A 23,998-nucleotide genomic window follows, 5' to 3' on the forward strand; every position below is an offset into this window, starting at 1 on the left:
ACGATTACGCAAAGCCGTTCGCGGCCAAGCCTTCCTCTTGGGCCTGCAAGCCGGGCTTGTGCGCGGCCAGCAGATCGTCGGGCAATGCGATGAGCTGCGGCGCGTGCGTATAGAGCAAGGCCGCCGAAATCCGCCGCCCCGGATAGATCGTGGCGAGCGCGTGCGCATAGGCGGACATCTGTTGCAAAGTCGCCGCAGGCACGGCCTCCAGCGATTGCGGCGGGCGGCGCGTGGTCTTGTAGTCCACGACCAGCACCTCCTTTTCGCCCACGCATAGCCGGTCGAGCGTGCCGGTGACGACCTGCCCCTCCACGCTCGCGGCGATGGACACCTCGGCCAGCGCGCCGGGCGCGAACAGGTCCGCGAAGTCGGAGTGATCGAGCACCGCGATGGCCTGCGCGATCATCTGCGCGCGCAAATCCTCGGGCAGATCGTCCGCCTGCTTCGCCAGCCACGCGGAGCCGCGCGCCTCTCGTTCATCGGGCGCGATATCGGGCAGGCGTTCGAGCAGGCGGTGGATCAGGGTGCCACGCCGCGCCGCCTCGTTGTTCTGCGCGAGCCCGGGAGGATTGGGCGCAAGGTCGGCCCCTGCCGAGGTCGGCACGAGGGGCCGTTGCGGGGTCGGCTCGTCGGCTGGAGGGCGGCTCGCCCAATCGGGCAGCGCCGCACGCTCGGCGGAAGGCGCGGAGTCTTCCGCCGGAACGCGCTCCTCGACCAGCATCCCCAGATCGAACCGCGAGCCCCAGATGGCATCGTCCACGCTATCCGCACCTTCGAACAGCGAAGCCGCCACCGCATACCAGCTCGCCGCGGGCACCTCCTTGTCGCTCGGCAGCAGCGCCCCACCGATATAGAGCGCTTCTTCGGCGCGGGTCATCGCGACATACATCAGCCGCCAGTGTTCCTCGCGTTCGCGCGCGGCCTTGGCCTCTTCCGCCGCGACCACCGGCCCCGCCTTCGCCTCCTTCGGAAGCGGCGGCAAAGGCACGGCGCGGCCATCGGGGGTTTCGAGCTCGCCCGCGCGCACCGGCCCGCGATCCGGATTGCCGGTCGCATCGGCGAGGATCACGATCGGGGCCTGCAATCCCTTTGATCCATGCGCGGTCAGCACCCGCACCGCATCGCCGCTGCCCGCAGCCTCGCGCTTCAGTTCCTCGTCCGAGGCATCGAACCAGTTGAGGAAGCCCTGCAGGCTCGGCGTATGTTCGGCGGCGAAGGCGAAGGCTGCGCCAATCAGCTCGTCGATCGGATCGTTCGCCTCGCGTCCCAGCCGCGCGACAAGCTTGCGCCGCCCATCCCATGGGCCTGTGAGCAGGTACTGCAGCAGCGATGCAGGGGGTTCGTAGTCGACGCGCGCCAGCAAGCCGCGCAGACGCTCGGCGGTCTCCATGCACAGCGGCGCCTCGCTACGGCGGATCTGATCCCATAGCGTCACCTTCCTGTCGCGCAGGCCGTGCTGAAGCAGGTCGTCCTGCGACCATCCGCCCAGCGGCGAGACGAGCAGGTTCGCGAGGCTGAGATCGTCGCGCGGCTGCGCGGCGAAGCGCAGCGCGGCGAGCAGATCCTTCACCGCCAGCGGCGCGCCCAGCCGCAGCCGGTCGACCCCCGCCACCGGCACGCCCTTGGCATGAAGCCGCGCGACGATCAGCCCGGCGAGCGCGCGGCGCTTGCGCACCAAAATCATGATGTCGCCTGCCGTGGCGCGTCGATTGCCGCCCTTCGTGAGAGCATGCCCCTCATCCAGCCACGCTTTTACCTGATCCGCGATCGCATCGGCCATGCGCCGCTCGGGCGCGGGCAGCCAGGATTCCTCGCCCTCCTGCTCGACCGCTTCGGGATCGTCGCCATCCTCGGCGCCGATCGGGGCCCACAGGGTAACGCGCCCCGCCCGGCCCTCGCCCGAATGGCGCACCTCGCCCGGTTCCATCCCCATCGCCTCGGCACCCAGCTTCGCAATCGCGCCATCGACGAAATCGAGGATCGTCTGCGAGCTGCGGAAATTGCGCTCCAGCCCGAGCTTTTCGAGCGGACTGAGCGGCACCATCGGCCGATCGCGGGTTTCGTGCGCCAGTTCGCGCGCATTGGCGATGGCGGCGTTGATCCGCGCGTCGTATTCCTCGCGCTTGTCCGCGAACAGGCGCGGCTCGGTGCCCTGAAAGCCGAAGATCGCCTGCTTGTAATCGCCGACCACGAACATGGTGCGAAGCCGATCGCCCGCCGCGCCGAGCCCGTCGAAATAGTCCTGCGTCAGCGCATCGATGATCGCCCACTGGCTGGCATTGGTATCCTGCGCCTCGTCGACGAGGATATGATCGAACGCCCGGTCGAGCTTGTAGCCGATCCACTGGGACATTTCCGAATTGCCGAGCAAGGTGGCGGCACGCGCGATCTGGTCGTCGAAATCGACCAGCCCGCGACTGCGCTTCGCTTCGTCCCACCTCAGCGCGAACCGCCGCCCGAGTTCGAGGGCGGGGGTGAGATATTCCGCCAGTGCCAGCAGCGCGAGCTTTTCGCGAATACCCTCGCAACAGGTCCGCACCGCCTCGATATGGCCCTCGTAGGCCGGGTCGCGCTTTGCCAGATGGTTGAGGTTCTTGGGCTTCGAGCCGTCCGCGACGAACAGCGTGCCGTTGAAGCCGCCCAATCCCGCAAGCCGCTGCGCCGGATCGCCTGCGAGCCACGCGTTGATCGCCTCCGTACCTTCGCGCCCGCCCTTGGTGTCCCAATCGCGCAGCGTCGCGAGGCAGGCGTTGAGCGATGCGGTATCGAACGCACCGTCCGCACAATCCTGTGCCAGTTGGGCCTCGTCGAAATCGCTCGGCAGGCCGAGCAATTGCAACACCTGCGGTCGCATCGGGCTCTGCCAACCCGCAGGACCTTCCCACAATTCGCGCGCCTTGGCGCAGGCCATCAGCCAGGCTTTCGCGCCATCGGGCGACAGCTTGCGCGACAGCATGGCGAGCGCGCTGCGATCATCCTCGTCCGCATGCATAACCAGATCGGTCAGCACTTCGCGAGCGAGCAGCGCGCGCGTACGGTCGTCCATCGCGACCGTGCCCGGCTCCAGCCCCGCTTCCTCGGGAAAGGCGGCGAGCAGATATTGCGCGAAAGCGTGGATCGTATCGATCCGCAGCCCACCGCCCGGACAATCGAGAACCTTGGTGAACAGCGTGCGTGCCCGAGCTTGCGTCTCCGGATCGAACTTCGCGCCGATCGCGCGCAAGTCGGCCGCCAGAGCGTCGGGCTTCATCCGCACCCAGCGCGCCAGCGTTTCGTTGACGCGCGTCGCCATTTCGGCGGCGCCCGCCTTGGTAAAGGTGAGGCACAGGATCGCGCCCGGCTCGACACCGGGCTGCAGTAGCAGGCGAAGCACGCGGGCGGAGAGAACCTGCGTCTTGCCGGTGCCCGCGCTGGCCGAGAGCCAGACCGAATGCCCAGGGTCGGCTGCGCGTGCCTGTTCGGGCAGAAGGGGATAAAGCTTACCCACCCTTTTCGCTCCCACCGATTTCGCGCCCGAGCCATTCTTCCAGCCGCATCAGCTGATCGTAGGTGGCATAGAGCTTGAGGTCGGGATTGGGCCGCGCGGTAAAGGGCTCGTCGCCGATGATCCACCGGTCTATCGCGTCTTCGAGATATCTGCGGGTCTCGGGCAGGAATTCGTCAGGCTCCATTCCCGTACGCGCTGCACCGACTTTCAACGGCGTGGTGACATAGCCGAACCCCGTGTCCGACTTCGCGTCGCGCCCCAGCGACCAGTATTCGAACCGCGTCGGCGTGCCGTCGACACCGCGATCAGCATAGGCCCCCTCGGCCAGCAAAACGCCCAGCGTACCGAGCTGAAGCGCGAAGCCTTGCGCGACCATCTTCTTCGATGGCGGTCCGCCGGTCTTGTAGTCGACGATCGCATAGGTGCCGTCACCTAGCCGATCGATCCGGTCCGCCGTTCCGGTAACCTCAACGCCCTTGAAAACTTGTTTGGCCTTCTCCTCGACCAGCACGATCTCGCGCGACGGATCGCCCTCCACCTCGTTGGCGATCCATTCGAGCGCGGCCATCAGGCGCGGCTCCCACAGCGCGCGGGTCAGCGGGTGGGCATCCATCTCGGCGAGGTGCTTCGCCGCCAGATCGGTGAGCGCGCCCTTCCGGTTGTGCCATTCTTCGAGGATCGCGTGCGCGAGCGTGCCCTGCCACGCAGGCGAAGGCTCGGCATCGAGCGTATCCTTCTCGTCCAGCCTCAGGATCGAGCGGGCATAGAACTGGTACGGGTCCGACCGCAGCCGATCGAGCGCCGTGGCGCTGAGGGACACGCGACGTACCTCGGCCGGCGGACACGGCGTCGGGATCGGATAGAGCGGCGCAGGCTCCGCATCGCGCAGCGCGTGGACCAGGGGAGCAAGCTCCGTATCCTCGTGCCGCTTCGCAAGATCGCCGAGCAAAGCCCTGACCCGCAGGAAAAACCTTGAGGGGATCGCAGGCCCGTCGGAATCCCGCTCCGCGCGCGTCAGCAGCACCTCGGGTGCGCCAAGCGCTCCCGCCAGATCGTGTGCGGCGAGGCCAATGCGGAACTCACCGCCGGGCACCCCCAGCGCTCGCAGCACCGGCGGCGCAAGCAAGGGATCGGGCGAGGCACCGCCCGGCCAGGTCCCCTCGTTAAGCCCCGCACAGATAATAAGGTCGGCGCGCGCCATCCGGCTTTCGAGCAGCCCATAGATCGCCACGCGCGGGTGCCCGCCATAGGGCGGACGCACCGCGATGCGCTCCATCGCGTCGGCGAGCACATCGTGCAGGTCGGCAGGGTCGAGCATGGTGCCTGCCGCCGCCGCGTGATCGGTCAATTCTGCGATGAATTGGCCTAGCGCGCGGCCATCCTCGCGCGCCCAGATCCCCTCTCCGCAAAAGCTCTCGAGCGTCTGCGCAGCCTGCCCCAGCAACTCTGCGAGTGGCGCTTCGCCCCCTTGCGACATCAGCGGCTCAAGGCGTTCCGCCACGCCGCGCCACCAGTCCGCCACGTCCGCTTTCGCGGCGACCGCGCGCAAGGGGCCGAGGCCGGGAGCAGGGCGCGGACCGCGCAACCGGGCCTCGAACCGACGCAGCGCATCGAGCCAGTCGGCACGCGCTTTGCCCTCGTCCTGCGTCCCCGCGATCCCCATTGCCGGATGGCCGAGAAACGCGATCAGCGGAACAGGTGCGGCATTTTCGGCTATTACCTTCGCCAGGAGCAGCAACGCGCGCCCGGCAGGCGTATCGCCAAGCGGCGCACCGGCGGAATCGTCCGCCCGAATGTCCCACCGGCGCAGGTGCTGCACGATGCGGCGGGCGACCGTGCGATCAGGCGTCACCACCGCGACCCGCTTGCGCGGCTCTTCCAGCGCATGGCGCACCGCCAGCGCGACCGCCTGCGCCTCTTCCTCGGGATTGCCCGCTTCAACCAACCGTACGCTCGCCAACCGACGTTTGTCGGACGGCAGATCGACCCAGCTCTTGCTCGCCTGCGGGGGTAGGAACAGCGCGCTCACCGCGTGCGTGCGGTCCGGGTTAGCCGCGCCGATCCCGCGCCGGTGCCATTGCTGCACCTCGCCCCGGTTCACCCCCATGCGATTGAGCAGCAGCTTGAGGTGATATTGCGGATGGCTCGGTGCGTCGTTGCGGCCGAGGCTCTCGCCATCGGCCTCGTCGGACTGACCTGCGCGGCCCAACTCTTCCCACGCTTCGTCCGACAGCGAAAGATCGAGATCGGGCAAAATGACCGCGCCCTTTGGCAGTTCGCTGATCACGCGCAGCAGCCGCGCAAGCGCGGGCGCGGCACTGGTGACACCCGCAGCGACAATCGGCGTTGCCGGAGGCTCGGCGCGCCAGCTCTTCGCGGCTTGCGTGAACAGAAGATTGCGCCGGGTGGCGGCATCGACCCGGCCCATTTCGGTCAGCTCGATCCGCCACCGCGCCTGCACGCGGGCGAAGCGGCGCAAGCTGTCCTGCCAGTGCCCCGCAACCGAACCGACAACATCGAGCACGCGATCCCCGAGCAGGTCTTCGGGTGCGATCTGCTCCACCAAGAGGCGGTCCATCGTCTCGCCGATCATGCGGGCCTGCCGGAAGAGCGGGGGGCCATTCGGAGCCTTCTCGCCCATCTCCTCCGCGAGCAATGCAGCAAGGCGGAGCCAGCGATATGTCGGGTCGACCGCGGGCGGTATGTCGCTCGCATCCAGTGGATCGAACAGCGGGCCCAGCGCCTCGTCCAGCGACAGATCGCCAATCGTGAGCATGCGTGGCAGCAGGAGCCCGGCGGCGCCCTCTTCGCCCATCTGGCGCACGAACGCCTCGCTCACGGTGCGGATCGCCCGGCCGCTGGGCAGCAGCAGCGTCAGCCGCGCGAGCCCCAACCCGTCCTCGGCGTATCGCGGAAGCAGACCGGCGACCAACGCGTCGGCAAATCCGCGATGGGCCGCGATCGAGTAGACCTGTGGACGCGTGGATTCACCCACGCGACAGCGCATCCTCGGTCGGGCGAATGGCAGCGGGGGTGCCGACCTCGAACCACTGGCCGGTAAAGGGCAGCGCGAAGAGGCGTTCTTCCTCGATCGCGCGGGACCAAAGGATATTGGTGGAGAACTTGCCCATTGGCGCATCGCGCAGCAGGCGGTGCGAAACGAGCTGAATGCCGGTGTAGATGAACGGCGCGATACGCCCCGGCTTGCGGCGGGTTACACGGCCCGTCGCATCGAGATGGAAGTCGCCCGGTCCGTCGAAATTGCCCGCCTGCTTGTGCGGCACGACCAGCAGGAGCGCGTCCATCGCATTCGCATCCCATCGATCCGATAGCTCGGCAAACGCGTTGCGCGGGCCGTCGAGCCAGATATTGTCGGAGTTGAGGCAGAAGAACGGATCGGGCAACAGTCCTTGCGCCTTCACCATGCCGCCACCGGTTTCGAGCAGTTCCTCGCGCTCGTCCGAAATCTCGACCTTGGGCACAGCACGTTCGAGCACATGGGCTTCGAGCGCGTCCGCCAGGTAGTGAACATTGACCACCGCCCGGGCGAGGCCCGCCTCGGCCAGCCGGTCCAGCGTGTGATCGATCAGCGGCTTACCCGCGACCCGCACCATCGGCTTGGGCATGGTCGCGGTGAGTGGGCGCATTCGCTTGCCCAGCCCGGCCGCCATGACCATCGCGGTGTCGGTCGCCAGTGCGCTCATGCTTCCACGGCCCCGTGCCTTGCGCGCAGCTGCGCCGGGATATTGTCATCGAACCACTTGGCGACGGGAGCGAGCGCCGGGTGTGCAAGATCGCGCTCCAGCGCTTCCCATACGCGCGGGATCATGCCGAGATAGCGCGGCTTGCCATCGCGCCTGTCGAGCCGCGCGAAAATGCCGACGATCTTGGTGTTACGCTGCGCACCGAGGCGCGCATAGTCCGCCTCGAAATCGCCGCCGCAATTCGCGCACGCGCGGTAATGGGCGAGCATTCTGGCCTCCAGTTCGCGCGATACATCGCGCCGCGCATCCTGCAGCAGCGAGACGAGGTCGTAAGCCGGATGGCCGACCAGCGCGTCCTGAAAATCGATCACGCCCTGCTCCTTCGCGCCGGCATTGGGCCGCAGCAGCATGATGTTTTCCGCATGATAGTCGCGCAGCACGGTGACGCCCGGCTGCTGACTGGCCATCAGCGGGGCAAGCGCCTCGCGCCACGCGGCCTCGAACCCGTCACTGTCGACATCGAGGCCGAGCGCGGCACAATACCATTCGGTGAACAGCCCCGCCTCGCGCAGATAGGTTTCTTCGTCGTAAGGCGGAAATGGCCCGGCGGGCTTGCGGTGAAGATCGGCCAGCGTCTCAATCGCGGAAGCATAGGCTTCATCCTCGCCGGCCGGGTTCTCGTCCAGCCAGTCACGCATCCGCGCATCGCCGAAATCCTCGATCAGGACCCAGCCGCCTTCGAGATCTTCTGCATAAATCCGTGGCGCGCGAATCTGCTGATCGAGCAACCAACGCCCGACATGGAGGAATTCGCGCGGCTCTTCGGGCGGAGGCGCATGCATCAGCATCGCGCTCCTGCCTTCATGGTGGACGCGGAAATAGCGCCGGAAGCTCGCATCGCCGGTCAGCGGAGCGATCTGTGCGCCCGCCCAGCCAGCCGAGCCGAGAAATTCGTAGATACCATCGGGCAAAGTCGTCATGGTACGCGCCCTAGCCAATCGGTCCCGGGTTCGACAATCGCCTTGCGCCCGGTTGCGTCGAATGAAATGTCGATTGCGAGGCAGGCAGGCTCGTGCGCGAAGCCCCCTGCCCGCTCGGGCCATTCAGCGATCAGGACGGCGCCTTCGCGATAATCGTCGAGGCCCAATTCCTCTGCCTCCGCCGGATTGTCGAGCCGATAGAAATCTGCGTGAGCGACCGGCGGTTCGAGCGCGTCGTACATTTCGATCAGTGTGAAAGTCGGCGAAGGCACCTCGCCGCGATGCCCCGCACCTTGCAAGATCGCCCGTGCGAGCGTGGTCTTGCCCGCCCCCAGCGGCCCGGACAGCGCGATGACGTCGCCCACACGAATCTTCGCCGCGATGCGCGCACCGAAAGCCTCCATGGCAGCAAGATCGGGAAGGTCGTGGGTTACGGCAGCCATAGGTTCACGCTCGTCCCCGCGCCTTTCTCGGACTGGATTTCAAACGTCCCCCCGTGCGCCTCGATCAACTGCTTCGCCAGGGGCAGCCCCAGACCCTGACGACGCGTATCGTCCGGATCGCTGTCGCTTGGCTGACGCATCCCGTCGAGTGCGCGGGCCAGTTCGCCCTCGTCCATTCCGCGCCCGTTATCCGAGATGACAATCCGCACTCCGCCATCGTGCTTCGCCAGATCGACCAGGATGCGGCCATCCTGCGCGCAGGCGGCGATCGCATTGTCGAGCAATTGACCGATGGCCCGGCCTAGCTGACGCGGATCGGCATGGACCGCCAGCGACTGCTTGCCGCGCAGGTCGAGCGTGATGTTCTTCGCCTCGACCGCTTCCTCGCGCGCCCGCGCCACGCCCGCGACGAAGGCCAGCAGCGAAAGCTCGCGCCGCGCGATCGGCAGCAGCCCAGCTTCGCTCTGCGAGAGGTCGAGCACGTTTTCCACCTGGTCGGTCAGCCGCGCGACCGATTCGAGAATTGCGGAGACATATTCCTTCGCGCCATCGCTCAGCGGCCCAGCCACCTCGGCCTCGAGCAGTTCGGCGAAGCCACCGATCGAGGTCAGCGGCGTACGGAACTCGTATGACATGTTGGCGAGGAAGCGGGTCTTGACCTTGTCCGCCTGTTCCAGTGCCTCGGCCCGATCGCGCAGCGCGGTTTCGGCCTGCTCGTTGGCGGTCACATCCAGCGTGGTCAGCAGGCCATTTCCGTCCGGCAGCGGAATGCCTGCGAACTCGATGGTGCGCCCGTCGGCCAGTTGCAGGCGCCCGGCGCGTTCCTTGCGGTCGAGCGTCGCGGAGCGGATCACCTCTGCCACGCCCTTGATCTGCCGGGGCCGCGCCAGATTGGGCTCGATCAACGGCAGCAGCGCGTCGACCGAAGGGTGCTTGTCGAGCGCTTCTGCTTCCAACCCCCAGGTCTCGGGAAAGCTGTGGTTCCACAGCTGCAGGGTGCCATCGGGCGCGAACACCGCCAGTGCTTCGAACAGGCTGTCGAGCATCGCGGTGCGGGTGCGCAGCAAGGTATCGCGATTTGCGGCAAGCGAGAGCTGCTCGGTGCGATCCTCGACGATGAGGGCGAGCCCGCCGTCGGGCATCGGCTGACCGACGACGGCAAGGTGCGTGCCGTCGGACAGTGGCCAGTCCTCTTCCTGCGTGCCGCCTTCACCGAACCACGCGACATGCTCCTTGCGCCAGGTCGGAAAGTCCCTGACCGACGGCGTGCGGCCTTCGTCGCGCGCGTCGCTCAGCAGCCGTTCGAACGAGGTGCCGATGGCGCCAGCGCCCGGCCGCACGCCCAGCAGGCGACGGAAGGGCTGGTTGGCGAAGGTTAGCCTGCGCTGCCCGTCGAACTGCGCGACGCCGACCGACAGGCGATCGAGCATCGAGCGCTGGGCCTCGCGATAGGCGCGATGTTCGCGCGCCTGATCTTCCTGTTCCTGGATGTCGACCGCGTAGCCCGCCACACCCTCGTCGCCCAGCGGAAGATCGGAAACGCGGAACCGCCGCCGCGTGCCGTCGACGCTGGTGACCGAGACCGTGCGCTCCATCGGTTCCCCACTCTCCGAGGCGCGGCGCGCGATTTCGGAAGCGGGCGTGCCCTCGACCGGTTCGACCAATTCGATCTGCTGGTCGAGCACGCTCTGCATGTCTTGTGCGCCGACTGCGGCCACATAGGCTTTGTTGACCAGCTGCAGCTGCATTTCGGGGTTCCGAAACCACATCGGCGTCGGCGCAGAAGCGATCACGCCGACCAGCGCAGCAAAATCGGACATCGCGCGCGCCGTCTCCTTGCGCATCTGCACAAGTTCGAGCTCGCTTTCACTGAAATCGAACACCCAAATCAGCGCCGCGCCGCCGGGCGAAACCTGCGGATCGGCAAGACTGCCGCGCAAGGCAAGACTGCGCGCGGACCCCGGCAGCGTGATCGCCATCCGGAAAGGCTTGGCGGATTTCTGGGCGAGCCGCACCCTGCTGGTCAGATCGTCCAATTGCTCTTCGGTCAGTCCGCGATCGGGATGTCTGGAAAGCTCGCTCAGGAATTGCGGCAATTCCTCGAAGCCGAGCCAGTGCGCCAGCCGCTCCGAGCCCTCCAGCCGCCCGTCGCTGCGCACCAGCAGGGCGGCGGCAGGTGACTCGTCGAGCAGTCGATTAAGGCGCTTGGCAGTGCGCCGTGCCGTGTCCGCCCCGCGCGAGCGTGCCCCGGCGGCGATCATCAACCACGCCGCGCCAGCCGTCCACGCCGCCAGCAGCAGGCCGAGAAGCGCCAACGCGGTTGAGCCGAGGTCCATAAGAATCAGCTAGGCCCGGCAATGGTCGCTTGGCAACCATGCCGGGCCTGCATGTGGCGGGGATTTCCCCGCGCATTCGCTCGATTAGCGCTTAGTAGCGATAATGCTCGGGCTTGTAGGGCCCTTCCTTGGGCACACCGATGTAGTCGGCCTGCTCCTTGCTCAGCTCAGAAAGCTTCACGTTGAGCTTCTGCAGGTGCAGCGCGGCGACCTCTTCGTCGAGGTGCTTGGGCAGCACGTGCACGGCGTTGTCGTACTGGTCCGCCTTGGTGAAAAGCTCGATCTGCGCGAGCACCTGGTTGGTGAAGCTGGCGCTCATCACGAAGCTGGGGTGGCCGGTCGCGTTGCCGAGGTTGAGCAGGCGGCCCTTCGAGAGGAGGATCATCCGCTTGCCGTCGGGGAATTCGACCATGTCGACCTGCGGCTTGATCTCGGTCCACTTCATGTTCGCCAGGCCTTCGACCTGGATCTCATTATCGAAGTGGCCGATGTTACCGACGATCGCCATGTCCTTCATGTCGCGCATGTGATCGACGGTGATGACGTCCTTGTTGCCGGTGGTGGTGACGAAGATGTCGGCGCGCTTGGTCGCCTCTTCCATCGTGACGACCTCGAACCCGTCCATCGCGGCCTGCAGGGCGCAGATCGGGTCGATTTCGGTGACCATGACGCGCGCACCGGCCCCGGCAAGCGAGGCTGCCGAGCCCTTGCCGACATCGCCGTAGCCCGCGACGCAGGCGACCTTGCCGGCCATCATCACGTCGGTGCCGCGGCGAATACCGTCGACCAGTGATTCCTTGCAGCCGTACTTGTTGTCGAACTTCGACTTGGTGACGGAATCGTTCACGTTGATCGCCGGGAACGGCAGCTTGCCCGCCTTGGCCAGCTGGTAGAGGCGGTTGACGCCCGTGGTGGTCTCTTCCGACACGCCGCGGATCGTTTCGACCGTCTTGGTCAGATAGCCGGGCTTGCGTTCGATGAAGGCCTTGAGGGCGCGCTGCATTTCGCGCTCTTCCTCGTTGGTCGGCGCGGGCATTTCCTCGCCCGCTTCGATCCGTGCGCCCCACAGCGCGAACATCGTGGCGTCACCGCCATCGTCGAGGATCATGTTGCAGGGCTCGTCACCCCAGTCGAAGATCTTTGCGACGTAGTCCCAGTAATCGGCCAGCGTCTCGCCCTTGATCGCGAACACGGGAATGCCCTTGTCGGCGATGTAGGCGGCGGCGTGATCCTGCGTCGAATAGATGTTGCAGGTGGTCCAGCGCACGTCGGCGCCCAGTTCCACCAGCGTTTCGATCAGCACGCCGGTCTGGATCGTCATGTGCAGCGAACCGGCAATCTTCGCGCCCTTCAGCGGCTTGCTCTCGCCATACTGTTCGCGCAGCGCCATCAGACCGGGCATTTCGGTCTCGGCGATTTCCATTTCCTTGCGACCATAATCCGCAAGATCGATGTCCGCGACAATGTAGTCCTGTTCCTTGGTAGCCATGCTTGCTCCTTTGGGTTGTGTGGGCATACGCCTGGCAGGCGCAGGGAACCCGGGGGTGTTGTTCTGTTATAGGCGGCGCGGCCGCTCGTGTGTGCGGTGCCAATATAAAGACTTCTTTATATCTGCAAGCGCCCAGAGGCGAATAGGCGCCATGGATGGTGCGGCAGATCGGCTCGACCGACCGCGATCGCCTTTTTGCGGGATAGAAACCGGCCATGCTTCGTAGAATGCACGAAGCCGGTTTTTCCGACGTCGGGGCCCTAGCGGATTGCCCTTGCCGGTCGAGCGGGCCACAACGACGCCACGAACACAACAAGAATGGGACATACACACATGCGCATTTCAGAAGGCGACAAGCTTCCCCAGGTCAAGGTTTCCAAGGCTGGCGAAAGCGGCCCCGAACCGGTCGACACCCGCGAGTTCTTTGCCGGTCGCAAGGTCGCGCTGTTCGCGGTGCCAGGTGCCTTCACGCCGACCTGCTCGGCCAAGCACCTGCCCGGCTTCGTCGAGAAGGCGGAAGAGCTCAAAGCCAAGGGCGTCGACGAAATCGCCTGTATCTCGGTCAACGACCCCTTCGTCATGGGCGCCTGGCAGAAGGCCGATGGCGGCGAGGAGGTGACCATGCTGGCCGACGGCAACGGCGACTTTGCCGAAGCGGTGGGCCTGACCATGGACGGTTCGAACTTCGGCATGGGAAAGCGCAGCCAGCGCTATTCGATGCTGGTCGACAATGGCGAAGTGCGCAAGCTCAACGTCGAGCAGCCGGGCGATTTCAGCGTCTCGAGCGCGGAGCACATGCTCGGCCAGCTCTGACCGGTTTACGAGACTAAAAATAAAGGGGGCGGCCGCTCATTCACGAGCGGCCGCCCTTTTTCATGCCCAAAGGCTTTGCGTCAGAAGCGCACTTCGGCCTGCACGAACACCCGGCGCGGATCGCCGTAGAACCCGGTCAGCGTGCCTTCGAGGCCCAGCGTCGGCGCGAAAGGCGTGTTGATCCCGTCGCCGGTCGTGAAGTTGTAGCCGGACACGATGTACCGCTTGTCGAGCAGGTTCTTGCCATGCACGCCGATGCTGAAACGATCGGAATCGGCGGTGTAGACGATGCTCGCATCCACCAGCGCGAAGCCATCCTGGTCGAGGAAGCGGTTGGGCACCTCGAACTGGCTGGCGTCCGAACGCAGCGACACTGCACCGAGGAAATCGACGATCCCGCTCGCGACCGGCAGCCCGAGGTCGAAGCCTGCCTTCACGGTGTACTCCGGGGTGTTCTGGAACACCCGCTCATCCGCGACGTCATTGCCGAAATTGTCGATGTATTCGTTGAACTTGGCATCGAGGTACCCGAACGCCCAGTTCACACCGAAACGGCTGCCTGCTCCCGCGAAGTTCTTGCCGACCAGCAGGTCGCCTTCGAACTCGATCCCGTTGATGTCGGCATCGGCGGCGTTGGTGGTGACGCCGATGAAAGTCTCGTTGACCCCATCACCGTTGGAATCGATCCCGACCGAGCCGGGGATCTGCACGTCACTGTACTTGCCGAGGAACCCGGCAAGCGCGATCTGCAGGCGATTGTCGAACAGCGACGCCTTGTAGCCTAGCTCGTAGCTGTCGACCGTTTCCGGATCGAAGCTCAGGAATTCGTACTGGTCATCATAGTCGATGTCGCCGTCACCATCGAGATCGGGAGCGGCAGAGGTCTGCCCGCGCGGATCGAAGCCCCCGCCCTTGAAGCCCTTCGAATAGGTGAAATAGACGTTCTGATTGGGCGTCGGCTTGAAGCTGATCGAGGCGCGCGGCGTGAATTCCTCGAACGTTGCGCTCCCTTCGAAGTCCGAAGTCACCGCGATCGCGGTCGCCCCGTCGTCGAACAAATCCGAATAGCCGCCGATAAACGTCGTGCGCAGCACCTTGCTGGTCCGCTTGTCGTTGGTCCAGCGCCCGCCGAGCGAGATGCTGAGCTGGTCGGTCAGGTCGTAGGTGAAATCGCCGAAGATCGACCATGTCTCGGTGTTCACATCGCCTAGCGTCTGCGCATTGTATCCGCGCAGATCCGTGCTCGGGTCGAGCAGGTATAGCAGGTCCCCGGTGGTGAAGAGTGCCACGTCGAAGGCGGTGAAGGCGCTGGCGTCGAGATAATACGCGCCGAGCACGCCGCTCAGCCGGTCGCCCTGATAGAGCAACTGGAGTTCCTGGCTGAATTGGTCGTTGTCATAGATAGCGGGCACATCGACATCGGCTGCCGGAAGGCTGTCGAAATCGATCGGGCTGGTCGAGGAATCCTCGCGATAGCCGGTGATCGACTTGAGCGTGATCGTGTCCGTCACATCGAGCGAGATCGACAGCGCCCCGCCGTAGGCTTCCACCTCCTGATCGACGACATTCAGCCCGGCTCGCGTATCGTAGACATCGTCGAGAACGGGAGCGCCGGTCAGCAGGCTCGGTATCAGGCGATGCCCCTGGCGGGCAAAGCTGTCGTCCTTCACGTAGTCGCCCGAAAGTCGCACGAATAGCGGGCCGCCACTATATTCGATCGTGCCGCGGGCGGCCCAGACGTCCTTGTTGTAATTCTCGGTCCCGAGATTGATGTTCTCGCCGAAGCCGCCGCGGCTCAGCCGCGCGCCACTCGCGCCGATTTTCAGGCCGCTGTCGCCGATGGGAGTGGAGGCGGTGACGATCAGGTCCGCCTGATCGTAAGAACCGTAGGCGCCCCGTACTTTCAGGCTCGTTTCGTCGGGCAGTTCGGCAGTCACATACTTGATCGCGCCGCCGATCGTGTTGCGACCATAGAGCGTACCCTGCGGCCCGCGCAGCACTTCGACCCGTTCCAGATCGTAGATGTCGAGCACGGCGGCCTGCGGACGGTTGATGTAGACATCGTCGACATACAGACCGACGCCGGCCTCGAAGCCTGCCACCGGGTCCTGCTGGCCCACACCGCGGATGAATGCGGTCAGCGTGGTATTGGTGCCGCGGCTGACTTCCAGCGTCACGTTGGGCACATCCTTGGCGACATCCACGATGTCGAGCGCGCCGCCCTTGATGAGTTCGTCCCCGCTCAGCGCGGTGATCGAGATCGGCACATCGGTAATCCGCTCCTCACGGCGGCGCGCGGTCACGGTGATGACAGCGCCGTCGGCCACGATAGCCTCATCGGCTGCGGCTTCCGTCGCGTCTCCATCTTCCATTTCCTGCGCGGCGGCTGGCGCCGCCATACACGCCACCAGACCCGCACCGGCCAGCAGACCGGCACGCAGGCCAACAGTGCTCCTGTTGAAGCTACGCATCATCACATTCCCTCTCCGATTGAACTCTTATGCGTTCGCCATATTGAAACCTGAACCATGTTTCAAGTTACAGCTTGTGAGGGCCGTGGGTTTTCCATAGACCGTGACCATTATGGCGCGCACCGACCTCGATTTCTCACCTGCCCCACCGGCGACGGAACGGGGCCGACGCACGCGGCGCAAGCTGCTCGATGCTGCAACTGCCGAGTTCGGGGAGCGGGGATTCCACGATGCCTCGATCGCCTCGATCACGCGTCGTGCGGGCGTCGCGCTGGGCAGTTTCTACACCTATTTCGGCAGCAAGGAGGCGATCTTCCGCGATCTCGTCCGCGATCTCAGCGATGGGGTTCGCCGCGCCGCCGCCGAACGTCTGGCAGAGCGCGAGATGAGCTCGCTCGACACGGAGCAGGCCGCCCTCGCCGCCTTTCTCGCCTTTGCGCGCGAGCATAGCGAGATTTACCGGATCATCGACGAATCCGAATTCGTCGATCCCGAAAGCTATCGCGCGCATTACGAGAAGACCGCCGAACGTATCCTCGGCCGGCTGCGCACCGGGGCTGCCAGCGGCCAGCTACGGGGCGACCTGGAAGAAGCCCACGCATGGGCGATCATGGGGATGAACGTCTTCCTCGGGCTACGCTACGCGGTCTGGAGCGACGGCGAGAACGCGGCAGACGACGCCGAGCGTGCGGCACAGGCCGCCAACTCGATCCTTGCCAAAGGAATCGGCCCCCGAACCCCCGACTAGACCGCACCGACTAGACTGCCGCGGGCGCCGGGCGCCGGGTGCGCTCAATAACCCATCAGGCTGAGGACTTCCTTGCGGCTGCGCTCGTCATCGCGGAACACGCCCATCATTCGGCTGGTGACCATGCCGACACCCGGCGTGCGCACCCCCCGCGCGGTCATGCAGGCATGGCTCGCCTCGATGACCACCGCCACGCCTTCGGGTTTCAGACTGTCCCAGATGCACTGAGCCACCTCCGCCGTGAGCCGTTCCTGCACCTGCAACCGGCGTGCGAACCCGTGCAGCACGCGGGCAAGCTTCGATATGCCGACCACGAAATCGGTCGGCAGATAGGCGATGTGCGCGACCCCGATGATCGGCGCCATGTGGTGTTCGCAATGCGACTGGAAGGGGATATCCTTCAGCAGCACGATCTCGTCGTAGCCGCCGACCTCTTCGAACACGCGGCTGAGATGGACCCCGGGATCCTCCTCGTAACCGATGCAATATTCCTTCCACGCACGCGCCACGCGCTTGGGCGTGTCGAGCAGGCCTTCGCGGCTCGGATCGTCGCCCGCCCATTCGATCAGCGTGCGCACGGCTTCCTGCACGTTCTCGGGAACGTGAGGCTTGCCCGCCTCGCGATCTTCGTCGGGTCCTACCAGACTGCTCATTTCAGCAATTTCCTTTTAGCCTTGTCGCGCAACCGCCTGAGCCGCCCGCCCTTGCCGAAAAGTCCGCCCCGCGCAAATGGCCTTAAGATACCCGAAGGTCTTTCGGGATCGAGCATCGCCGATTCGGCGAGCCATTCCTGAAACTCGCTCTTGGTTGGCGGCACATAAGCCCTCAACTGCCGGGGGCCCTGCGAACCATGCGCCGCGATGACGGCTTGCATCGATCCATGCTTTTCGAGCGCCGCCTCCATCTCCGGCTCTTCCACCCCGCAATGCTCGGCCAGCAACGACACGCGGATCGCGCGAATGCGATCTTCGAGGCCGCGATTGGCATTATGCGGGCGGGTCGTATCGAGAATGGTGTCGCATTCGCTGTCGAGCCCGAGCGAGCGGTTGTTGAGGTTCGCCGAGCCGATCCGCAGCACCTCGTCGTCAACGATCATCAGCTTGGCGTGAACGTAGATCGGCGTCTCCCCGGTATAGGGAATGTAAACCTCGAAGCAGTCGCGCACGTCCGCCGTTTCCACAGCTTCGGCCACCAGATCGCGCGCATGGTCCATCGCCTGCTGTTCCAGCCAGCCATCGGCATGCCGGGGATGGATGATAACGATTTCGGGCGGATTTGGCTCGCTCAGACGTTTCGCAATCGCCTCGGCGATCTTGCGCGAGGTGAAATACTGGTTCTCGATATAGATGAACCGCTTCGCTCGCGCGATCAGCGCAAGGAACAGCTCTTCGACCTCGTGCACCTCGGTCACTTCACCGCATGCTGCACGGGTGCGCGAAAGGCCGATTTCGACATCCTCGAAATGCGCCTCAAGCTGATCGGGCCACGGCTTTTTCGCGGGCCGCTCCGGCCGGTCGAGCGGTTTGCCGCCTGCCACCTGCCAGCGCGTATCGCACAGATCGAACAGCGCGCCGACGATCGGACCGGTCATCATCACCGTAATGTCATGCCATGGGCCGTGGGTATTGCCCGGCCAGTTCACCCGGCGCGGATCGTCTTCGAGGTGTTCGCGCGTATCCCACCGGTCGTAGGTCAGATCGATCCCACCGCATACCGCCAACTGCCGGTCGAACACCGCGATCTTCTGGTGATGGCTGCAGCCAGGCGGATGATGGCTATCGAAGCGGAAGCTGATCCCGTCGACCATCCACATGCGCGCGATATCGTAGGCCATCCGCCCGCGCTTGAGGAACTGGACCCACGAAAGGCCCCACTTGAGGATGCGGATATCGAGCCCCTCGTGCGTCTTCACCAGCCACGGCAGATATTTGCCGAGCTTGGCGGGCCGATCGATGTCGCCGTTTTCCCAATCCTCGCCACGCCGGAGCGAAATGCGCGTGTCGAAATCCCACCCGATCAGCACGATCTGGGTGCGCGCATTGAACATGGCCGTGTGAACGTGGGCGAAGTAATCTTCCCCATCGACGACCACCGCCATTCGCTCGGCGATCTCGTAGCGCCAGATGCCCTTTTCGATAGACGCGTCTGCGCCCTCGCCGCCGGCAATGGCGCGATCGCGTTCGGCGCTGCCCCCCTTGTTGCCCACTACTCCTTGGCGTCTTCTTGCTTTTCGGGAGTGACCTTGGCCTCGCCCTTTTCTTCAGATTTCCGGCGTTCGAAGACCTGCGCCATATGCTCGACATCGTCCTTGTCGAGGTAATTCCTGAAGTCGGGGAAGTGGTCTTCCTCCTCCTCGTCGATGTGATGGCGGTAATCGTGATCGAAGGTCTTGAACTTCTGCAGCCAGGACCCTTCGGACATGTCGGTTGCGGCGAGATCGTTGAGCATCTCGTCGATCTCGTGATGTTCGGCGACCGAGTGACGCGTTTCATCGGTGGTCGGCGGCTTACGTAGCATCGTCGAGTAAAGCGCCTGCTCTTCCGCCGCGGCGTGGCTCTTCAGCTCTTTGGTGAGCTCGGTGAACAACCGCTCGCGCTCCGCACTGTCGCCGTGCGTTTCGAGCAGCTGGTCCAGCAACGCGCGATGTCGGTCATGGTCCTGTTTCAGCCGTTCGAAAATGGCTTGGGCGTCGCTCACAGCATGTCTCCAATGATGGTCTTGCACCTTCAACCGGATGCATGTCGAGGGGTTCCGCGATTGATGCTTATCGCGATGGCCGATGTCTGGCGCGCCCTGCAGGATTCGAACCTGCGGCCTCAGGATTAGAAGTCCCGTGCTCTATCCAACTGAGCTAAGGGCGCGCGATGGGCCCGCATAGCCATCTTTGCGGCAGTGCAAAACAGGGTTATGCCGATTGTGATGAGTGACCCATCCGCTCCAGCGCCCGAGGCAGGAACAAAGGCCGAACCGCGCCAGTTCCGATACTACGACATCGTGATGGCGGGCTTCGTCACCATCCTGCTCCTTTCCAATATCATCGGCGCGGCAAAGCTGACCTTCGTCAGCGTGCCCTTCTGGCCCGATGGCTGGTGGCCCGCACCCGACGGCGTCTTCATCTATGGCGCGGGCATCCTGTTTTTCCCGGTCAGCTACGTGATCGGTGACGTTTTGACCGAGGTCTACGGCTACGCCCGCGCCCGCCGCGTGATCTGGACCGGCTTTGCCGCGCTGGTGTTCATGGCCTTCATGAGCTGGGTCGTGGTCGGCTTGCCCCCGGCCGACAGCTGGACCGGGCAGGACGCGTACGAACAGGTCTTCGGCCTCGTGCCCCGGATCGTGCTGGCATCCATCGTCGCCTTCTGGGCGGGAGAGTTCGTCAATTCCTTCGCCATGGCGAAGATGAAGATCTGGACACGCGGCCGTGCGTTGTGGAGCCGCACCATCGGATCGACCGTGGTCGGTCAGGGCGTCGACAGCCTGCTGTTCTACCCGATCGCCTTTCTCGGCATCTGGGAAACACGCGACGTGATCATCGTGATGATCACCAACTGGCTGCTGAAGATTTTCTGGGAGGCGGTGCTCACCCCCGTCACCTACGCCGTCGTCAACGGACTGAAGCGTGCCGAAGGGGTCGAGATTTTCGATACGGACACCGATTTCTCGCCCTTCGCGACCGAAAAGCGGGCTTCCGACCGAACGGGCGCGCGCTAACGCTACCTTTCCGGCAGCGCCAGCTCGACCTCGCCTTTCTCCGGCAGTTTCTTCTCGCCCATCACCCGCATCTCCGGCTCCAGTCCCAGGTGATCGGCGAGCATCTTGAGGTCGCGTTCGGTTGGCTGTGCGTAGAGCGCGGCGTGGCTCTTGGCGAGCGTGAGGACGAGCGACTTCTTCTCGCGGGTCAGTCGCGTCGCGTCGAGCGAGCGCGCCGAGCCTGCGCCCAGCCGCCGGGCGAGGCGCAGGCCCAGCCCCCAGGTCACGCCCTCTTCCAGCGCTTCTTTCGACGCTAGCGCTCGCAGCGATTCCGGCAGATCGAGATTGTTCGAATTGGCGCAGATCGCAGCCGCAATCATCGCGCGCCCTTCGGGAGAGACGGCGATCCAGCGCTTGTGCAGCGCCCAGCCCACCCCTTGCCCTACGCGCAGGTTCGGCTCGGTCTGCATCGCCGCCATGCCGAGCAGGATCGCAGCCAGCCGCAAACGCTCCGCCCCCGGACGCTCCGAGGCAACCGTGTCGACCGTCCACCCGGCAATGCGGGTCGCATGCATGGGCGAGGCGCCGCGACTCTCGGCGAAGTCGATAGTGCCCGCAAGCAGCGGGTCCTGTGCCTTCTGGTACTGGTCCAGCCGCCGCATCATCAGGCCTTCGCGCAAGCCCCACGCAGATACGACGATCCGGGCGGGATCGTAATGCTTGAGCAGCACATGCAGGAGCTGCGCCGCCTCGGGCAGCGATTCGGCACGCGAAGAGGGTACGCGCGGCGCCGCCTTAATCGCATCGACATCGCTCTTGCCGAGCGTTTTGACCAGGTCTGCAGCTTCCTCGCGCGTCAAGGCGAAGGCGTGCGGGTCGGACAAGGGGAAATCGGCCTGCGTGTGGGCGAAGGAGGCCAGCGCGCGCCACGTTCCGCCGACGAGGTAGAGATCGCCGGTCTCGCCCTCGGGCAGCCCCATCGCGGGTGCCTCTTTGGCAACCATCTTCTTCAGCTTGTCGCGCAGCTTGCCCAGATCGCCACCGCCAATGCTCGCCAGCCGCAGTGTGCCTGCGGGAATGCTGCACCCGTCGCCCACGGCCCGGTCGCCAATCGGAACCAGTTCGAGGCTGCCCCCGCCCAGATCGGCGACGATGCCGCGCGCTTCGGGGAATGCACCGAGAGTGCCCTGCGCACTGATGGTCGCTTCGTCGAGACCACTCAGCAGGCGCGGCTCCAACCCGAGCGACGTGACCCGGGCGAGGAAATCCTTGCCGTTCTTCGCATCGCGCACGGCCGCCGTCGCCACGGTATCGACCTTCGAAACGCCCAGATCGGCGAGGATCAACGCGAAACGTTTCAGCCCGGCCATCGCCATGTCGATCGATGCATCGGCAAGCCGCCCGCTTGCGTCGAGTTCGCTACCCAGCCGTGCGGTGACCTTTTCGTTGAACAGGATGCTAGGCGCACGCGGCGGCCCGCCATAGATGACGAGGCGGACGGTGTTGGAGCCGATGTCGATAATCGCGCCGAGCGGTTCGAGCCCCGCGATACGCCCGCGATCGCTGTTCTTCTTGCGCCCCATCAGACCGATCCTTTCCGCAATGCCAGTTTGGGCACACCGCCAGCCTCCAGTGCGCCGCCGCGCCCGGAGAGCGACGGGTTGGTCATGAAATAGCGGTGGCAGTTGAAGGATTTCTCACTCGGCTCGGCCCGCTCGTACGTGCCATCGGGTTGCAAAATCCAGCTCCGCTCGTTGTCGAGCAGGTTGGCGAGCAGCACCTGCTGCAACACCTGGTCATGCACGGTCTGGTTCTCGATAGGCACCAGTTGTTCGACTCGCCGGTCGAGATTGCGTTCCATCATGTCGGCGCTGGAAATATACACCTGCGTCTGTTCGCCAGGGATCGGCGCGCCATTGGCGAAGGCATAGATGCGGCTGTGCTCCAGAAAGCGGCCGATGATCGATTTGACCCGGATGTTCTCGGACATGCCGGGCACTCCGGGGCGCAGATTGCAGATGCCGCGCACCACCAGCTGGATTTCGACCCCCGCCTCGCTCGCGGCATATAACCGTTCGATCATGCCCACATCGGTGAGCTGGTTGAGCTTGGCCCAGATGCCCGAAGGCCTTCCCTGCCTCGCAGCATCGGCCTCCGCGTCGATCTTCGCATACAGCGTTTCGCGCAGGTCGATCGGGCTGATCGCGATCAGCTCCGTCTCATGCGGCTCGACGTAGCCGGTGACGAAGTTGAACAGCTTGGCCGCATCGCGCCCCAGCCGCGGGTCGGCGGTGAAATAGCTGAGATCGGTGTAAATCTTGGCGGTGATCGGGTGGTAGTTGCCGGTGCCGAAGTGGCAGTAGGTGCGGAACCCCTCTTCCTCGCGCCGGACGACCATCGCGACCTTGGCGTGCGTCTTCCAGTCGACGAAGCCGTAGATTACCTGAACGCCGGCACGCTCCAGCTTGTTCGCCCAGTAGAGGTTCTGCTCCTCGTCGAAGCGGGCCTTAAGCTCGACCACGGCGGTCACGGACTTGCCGTTTTCCGCCGCTTCGACCAGCGCCTCGACCACCTCGGACTGGGTGCCCGCGCGGTAGAGCGCCTGCTTGATCGCGACCACGTGCCGGTCGTTGGCGGCCTGGCGGATGAAGTCGACCACTACGTCGAAACTCTCGTACGGGTGGTGGATGATGATGTCTTTTTCGCGGATCGCGGCAAAGCAGTCGCCATCATGCTCGCGAATGCGCTCCGGGTAGCGCGGCGAATAGGCATCGAACTTGAGGTCCGGCCTATCCTCTTTCACGATATCGGCGAGCCCTGCCATGCCCAGCATCCCGTCGATCTTGACGAAGGAGGCACCGGGTGTCGCCAGCCGCTCGCGCAGCAGCGCCTCGGCGGTTGCATCGAACTCTTCCTCCAGCTCCAGCTGGATCACCTGCCCACGCCGCCGCCGCTGGATCGCGCTGCGGAAGGTGCGGACCAGATCCTCCGCCTCTTCCTCGATCTCGATATCGCTGTCGCGCAGCACGCGGAACACGCCGCTGCCCTGCATCTCGAAACCGGGAAACAGATGCTCGGCAAAGCGGGTGATCAGGTTCTCGATCCCGATATAGATAGCCTCCTCGCCGGGCACGCGCAGGAAGCGCGGCAGGGCTGAGGGGATCAGGACCATCTCGACCAGTTCTTCCGCTTCGCCCGACCGCAGATCCGATCGCCGCACGGTGAACAGCACGCCCAGTCCTTCGTTGGCGATGAAGGGGAACGGATGCGCAGGGTCTAGCGCCTGCGGAGTGATGACCGGCATGATCTCGTCGAGGAAATGCTGGCGCAGCCACTCGTGCGCCTCGCGGTCGATCCGCCGATCGTCGGCCATGTGAATGCCGCTGTCGGCCAGCATTTCGCGCAGGTCGCGCAGCGTGGTCTGCTGGACCTCGCTCAACCGCGCGAGCCGGGTGCGGATTTCGGCGAGCTGCTGCGCGGGCGTCAGCCCGTCGGCCGACGGCTTGTCGATCCCGCGCTGGACCTGGCCCACGAGCCCCGCGACGCGGATCATCATGAACTCGTCGAGGTTGCTGCCCGAGATGGAAAGAAAGCGCAGCCGCTCCAGCAAGGGATAATCGGTATTGCAGGCCTCGGCGAGAACCCGGTCGTTGAAGGCCAGCCAGCTAAGCTCGCGATTGAAAAAGCGCGCGCTCGATTCGCGGTTCGGACTGGCGCTCAGCGGAGATGGCATCGTGCTGCGGGCTCTGGCTCTCTTACGGGACTATACGGGTCCGCGCAGACGCGCGGCGCGGTATCGGGGCCGTCATTATCGCGGGGTGCGCAGCCTTGCCACCC

Annotated in this window: 16 protein-coding genes and 1 tRNA gene; 3 read left to right on the forward strand and 14 right to left on the reverse strand. The window is 65.1% G+C overall.

From position 1 onward, the window contains the following. Positions 1-4: 4 nt before the first annotated feature. The 7 genes from addA to ahcY form a co-directional block, all read right to left on the reverse strand. On the reverse strand, positions 5-3,487 hold the full coding sequence (gene addA, locus AAG612_RS03880; RefSeq protein ID WP_342507397.1) for a double-strand break repair helicase AddA: 3,483 nt from the start codon (positions 3,485-3,487) through the stop codon (positions 5-7). Next, positions 3,480-6,494, reverse strand: coding sequence for a double-strand break repair protein AddB (gene addB, locus AAG612_RS03885; protein WP_342507400.1), 3,015 nt, complete (start codon positions 6,492-6,494; stop codon positions 3,480-3,482). Before addB ends, addA begins: the two co-directional genes overlap by 8 nt. Next, positions 6,475-7,191 (reverse strand): nucleotidyltransferase family protein, encoded by a 717-nt coding sequence (locus AAG612_RS03890; protein WP_342507402.1) that lies wholly within the window; start codon positions 7,189-7,191, stop codon positions 6,475-6,477. The genes addB and AAG612_RS03890 overlap by 20 nt, the downstream gene beginning before the upstream one ends. Next, positions 7,188-8,171 (reverse strand): aminoglycoside phosphotransferase family protein, encoded by a 984-nt coding sequence (locus AAG612_RS03895; protein WP_342507404.1) that lies wholly within the window; start codon positions 8,169-8,171, stop codon positions 7,188-7,190. The genes AAG612_RS03890 and AAG612_RS03895 overlap by 4 nt, the downstream gene beginning before the upstream one ends. Further along, complete coding sequence (gene tsaE, locus AAG612_RS03900; RefSeq protein ID WP_342507406.1) at positions 8,168-8,614, reverse strand: tRNA (adenosine(37)-N6)-threonylcarbamoyltransferase complex ATPase subunit type 1 TsaE; 447 nt, start codon at positions 8,612-8,614, stop codon at positions 8,168-8,170. Before tsaE ends, AAG612_RS03895 begins: the two co-directional genes overlap by 4 nt. Next, complete coding sequence (locus tag AAG612_RS03905) at positions 8,602-10,950, reverse strand: PAS domain-containing sensor histidine kinase (protein ID WP_342507408.1); 2,349 nt, start codon at positions 10,948-10,950, stop codon at positions 8,602-8,604. Before AAG612_RS03905 ends, tsaE begins: the two co-directional genes overlap by 13 nt. 91 nt (positions 10,951-11,041) lie before the next feature. Then, positions 11,042-12,439, reverse strand: a complete 1,398-nt coding sequence (ahcY, locus tag AAG612_RS03910) for an adenosylhomocysteinase (RefSeq protein WP_425341829.1) — start codon at positions 12,437-12,439, stop codon at positions 11,042-11,044. 333 nt (positions 12,440-12,772) lie between these two features. Between ahcY and AAG612_RS03915 the strand changes: the two genes are divergently transcribed. Continuing rightward, positions 12,773-13,252, forward strand: coding sequence for a peroxiredoxin (locus AAG612_RS03915; protein WP_342507412.1), 480 nt, complete (start codon positions 12,773-12,775; stop codon positions 13,250-13,252). An 80-nt stretch (positions 13,253-13,332) separates the two neighbouring features. Here AAG612_RS03915 and AAG612_RS03920 read toward each other — a convergent pair whose 3' ends face one another. Next, the gene (locus AAG612_RS03920; protein WP_342507414.1) at positions 13,333-15,723 is read right to left on the reverse strand and encodes a TonB-dependent receptor; all 2,391 of its coding nucleotides are present in this window, start codon (positions 15,721-15,723) and stop codon (positions 13,333-13,335) included. Positions 15,724-15,835: 112 nt separating this feature from the next. On the opposite strand from AAG612_RS03920, the gene AAG612_RS03925 reads away from it, so the two are divergent. Further along, positions 15,836-16,471, forward strand: coding sequence for a TetR/AcrR family transcriptional regulator (locus AAG612_RS03925; RefSeq protein ID WP_342507416.1), 636 nt, complete (start codon positions 15,836-15,838; stop codon positions 16,469-16,471). Between the two features lie 44 nt (positions 16,472-16,515). Here AAG612_RS03925 and folE read toward each other — a convergent pair whose 3' ends face one another. The 4 genes from folE to AAG612_RS03945 all read right to left on the reverse strand — a co-directional run bounded on the left by folE (position 16,516) and on the right by AAG612_RS03945 (position 19,332). Then, on the reverse strand, positions 16,516-17,124 hold the full coding sequence (folE, locus tag AAG612_RS03930) for a GTP cyclohydrolase I FolE (protein ID WP_342507418.1): 609 nt from the start codon (positions 17,122-17,124) through the stop codon (positions 16,516-16,518). Beyond that, a complete protein-coding gene (locus AAG612_RS03935; protein ID WP_342507420.1) occupies positions 17,121-18,677 on the reverse strand; it encodes a phospholipase D-like domain-containing protein in 1,557 nt (518 codons plus the stop codon). The genes folE and AAG612_RS03935 overlap by 4 nt, the downstream gene beginning before the upstream one ends. Further along, positions 18,677-19,168, reverse strand: coding sequence for a hemerythrin domain-containing protein (locus AAG612_RS03940; protein ID WP_342507422.1), 492 nt, complete (start codon positions 19,166-19,168; stop codon positions 18,677-18,679). Before AAG612_RS03940 ends, AAG612_RS03935 begins: the two co-directional genes overlap by 1 nt. Positions 19,169-19,255: 87 nt before the next feature. Beyond that, positions 19,256-19,332, reverse strand: a tRNA-Arg gene (locus AAG612_RS03945). Between the two features lie 58 nt (positions 19,333-19,390). Between AAG612_RS03945 and AAG612_RS03950 the strand changes: the two genes are divergently transcribed. After that, the gene (locus tag AAG612_RS03950) at positions 19,391-20,182 is read left to right on the forward strand and encodes a queuosine precursor transporter (protein WP_342507423.1); all 792 of its coding nucleotides are present in this window, start codon (positions 19,391-19,393) and stop codon (positions 20,180-20,182) included. 2 nt (positions 20,183-20,184) lie between these two features. On the opposite strand, the gene AAG612_RS03955 is transcribed toward AAG612_RS03950, so the two are convergent. Then, the gene (locus tag AAG612_RS03955) at positions 20,185-21,744 is read right to left on the reverse strand and encodes a Ppx/GppA phosphatase family protein (RefSeq protein WP_342507426.1); all 1,560 of its coding nucleotides are present in this window, start codon (positions 21,742-21,744) and stop codon (positions 20,185-20,187) included. Continuing rightward, positions 21,744-23,894 carry an RNA degradosome polyphosphate kinase gene (locus AAG612_RS03960; RefSeq protein ID WP_342507428.1) on the reverse strand — a complete coding sequence of 717 codons (2,151 nt, stop codon included), beginning with the start codon at positions 23,892-23,894 and terminating at the stop codon, positions 21,744-21,746. Before AAG612_RS03960 ends, AAG612_RS03955 begins: the two co-directional genes overlap by 1 nt. Between the last annotated feature and the right edge of the window lie 104 nt (positions 23,895-23,998).

The sequence above is a fragment of the Citromicrobium bathyomarinum genome (assembly GCF_038594605.1).
Lineage (GTDB): Bacteria > Pseudomonadota > Alphaproteobacteria > Sphingomonadales > Sphingomonadaceae > Alteriqipengyuania > Alteriqipengyuania bathyomarina_B.

Excerpts from the sequence above, each read along its gene's own strand:
- AAG612_RS03905 (WP_342507408.1), bottom strand. The coding sequence starts at position 10,950 with ATGGACCTCGGCTCAACCGCGTTGGCGCTTCTCGGCCTGCTGCTGGCG.
- tsaE (WP_342507406.1), bottom strand. The coding sequence starts at position 8,614 with ATGGCTGCCGTAACCCACGACCTTCCCGATCTTGCTGCCATGGAGGCT.
- AAG612_RS03890 (WP_342507402.1), bottom strand. The coding sequence starts at position 7,191 with ATGAGCGCACTGGCGACCGACACCGCGATGGTCATGGCGGCCGGGCTG.
- AAG612_RS03920 (WP_342507414.1), bottom strand. The coding sequence starts at position 15,723 with ATGCGTAGCTTCAACAGGAGCACTGTTGGCCTGCGTGCCGGTCTGCTG.
- AAG612_RS03950 (WP_342507423.1), top strand. The coding sequence starts at position 19,391 with ATGAGTGACCCATCCGCTCCAGCGCCCGAGGCAGGAACAAAGGCCGAA.
- AAG612_RS03915 (WP_342507412.1), top strand. The coding sequence starts at position 12,773 with ATGCGCATTTCAGAAGGCGACAAGCTTCCCCAGGTCAAGGTTTCCAAG.
- folE (WP_342507418.1), bottom strand. The coding sequence starts at position 17,124 with ATGAGCAGTCTGGTAGGACCCGACGAAGATCGCGAGGCGGGCAAGCCT.
- AAG612_RS03925 (WP_342507416.1), top strand. The coding sequence starts at position 15,836 with ATGGCGCGCACCGACCTCGATTTCTCACCTGCCCCACCGGCGACGGAA.
- AAG612_RS03895 (WP_342507404.1), bottom strand. The coding sequence starts at position 8,171 with ATGACGACTTTGCCCGATGGTATCTACGAATTTCTCGGCTCGGCTGGC.
- ahcY (WP_425341829.1), bottom strand. The coding sequence starts at position 12,439 with ATGGCTACCAAGGAACAGGACTACATTGTCGCGGACATCGATCTTGCG.
- AAG612_RS03955 (WP_342507426.1), bottom strand. The coding sequence starts at position 21,744 with ATGGGGCGCAAGAAGAACAGCGATCGCGGGCGTATCGCGGGGCTCGAA.
- AAG612_RS03960 (WP_342507428.1), bottom strand. The coding sequence starts at position 23,894 with ATGCCATCTCCGCTGAGCGCCAGTCCGAACCGCGAATCGAGCGCGCGC.
- addB (WP_342507400.1), bottom strand. The coding sequence starts at position 6,494 with ATGCGCTGTCGCGTGGGTGAATCCACGCGTCCACAGGTCTACTCGATC.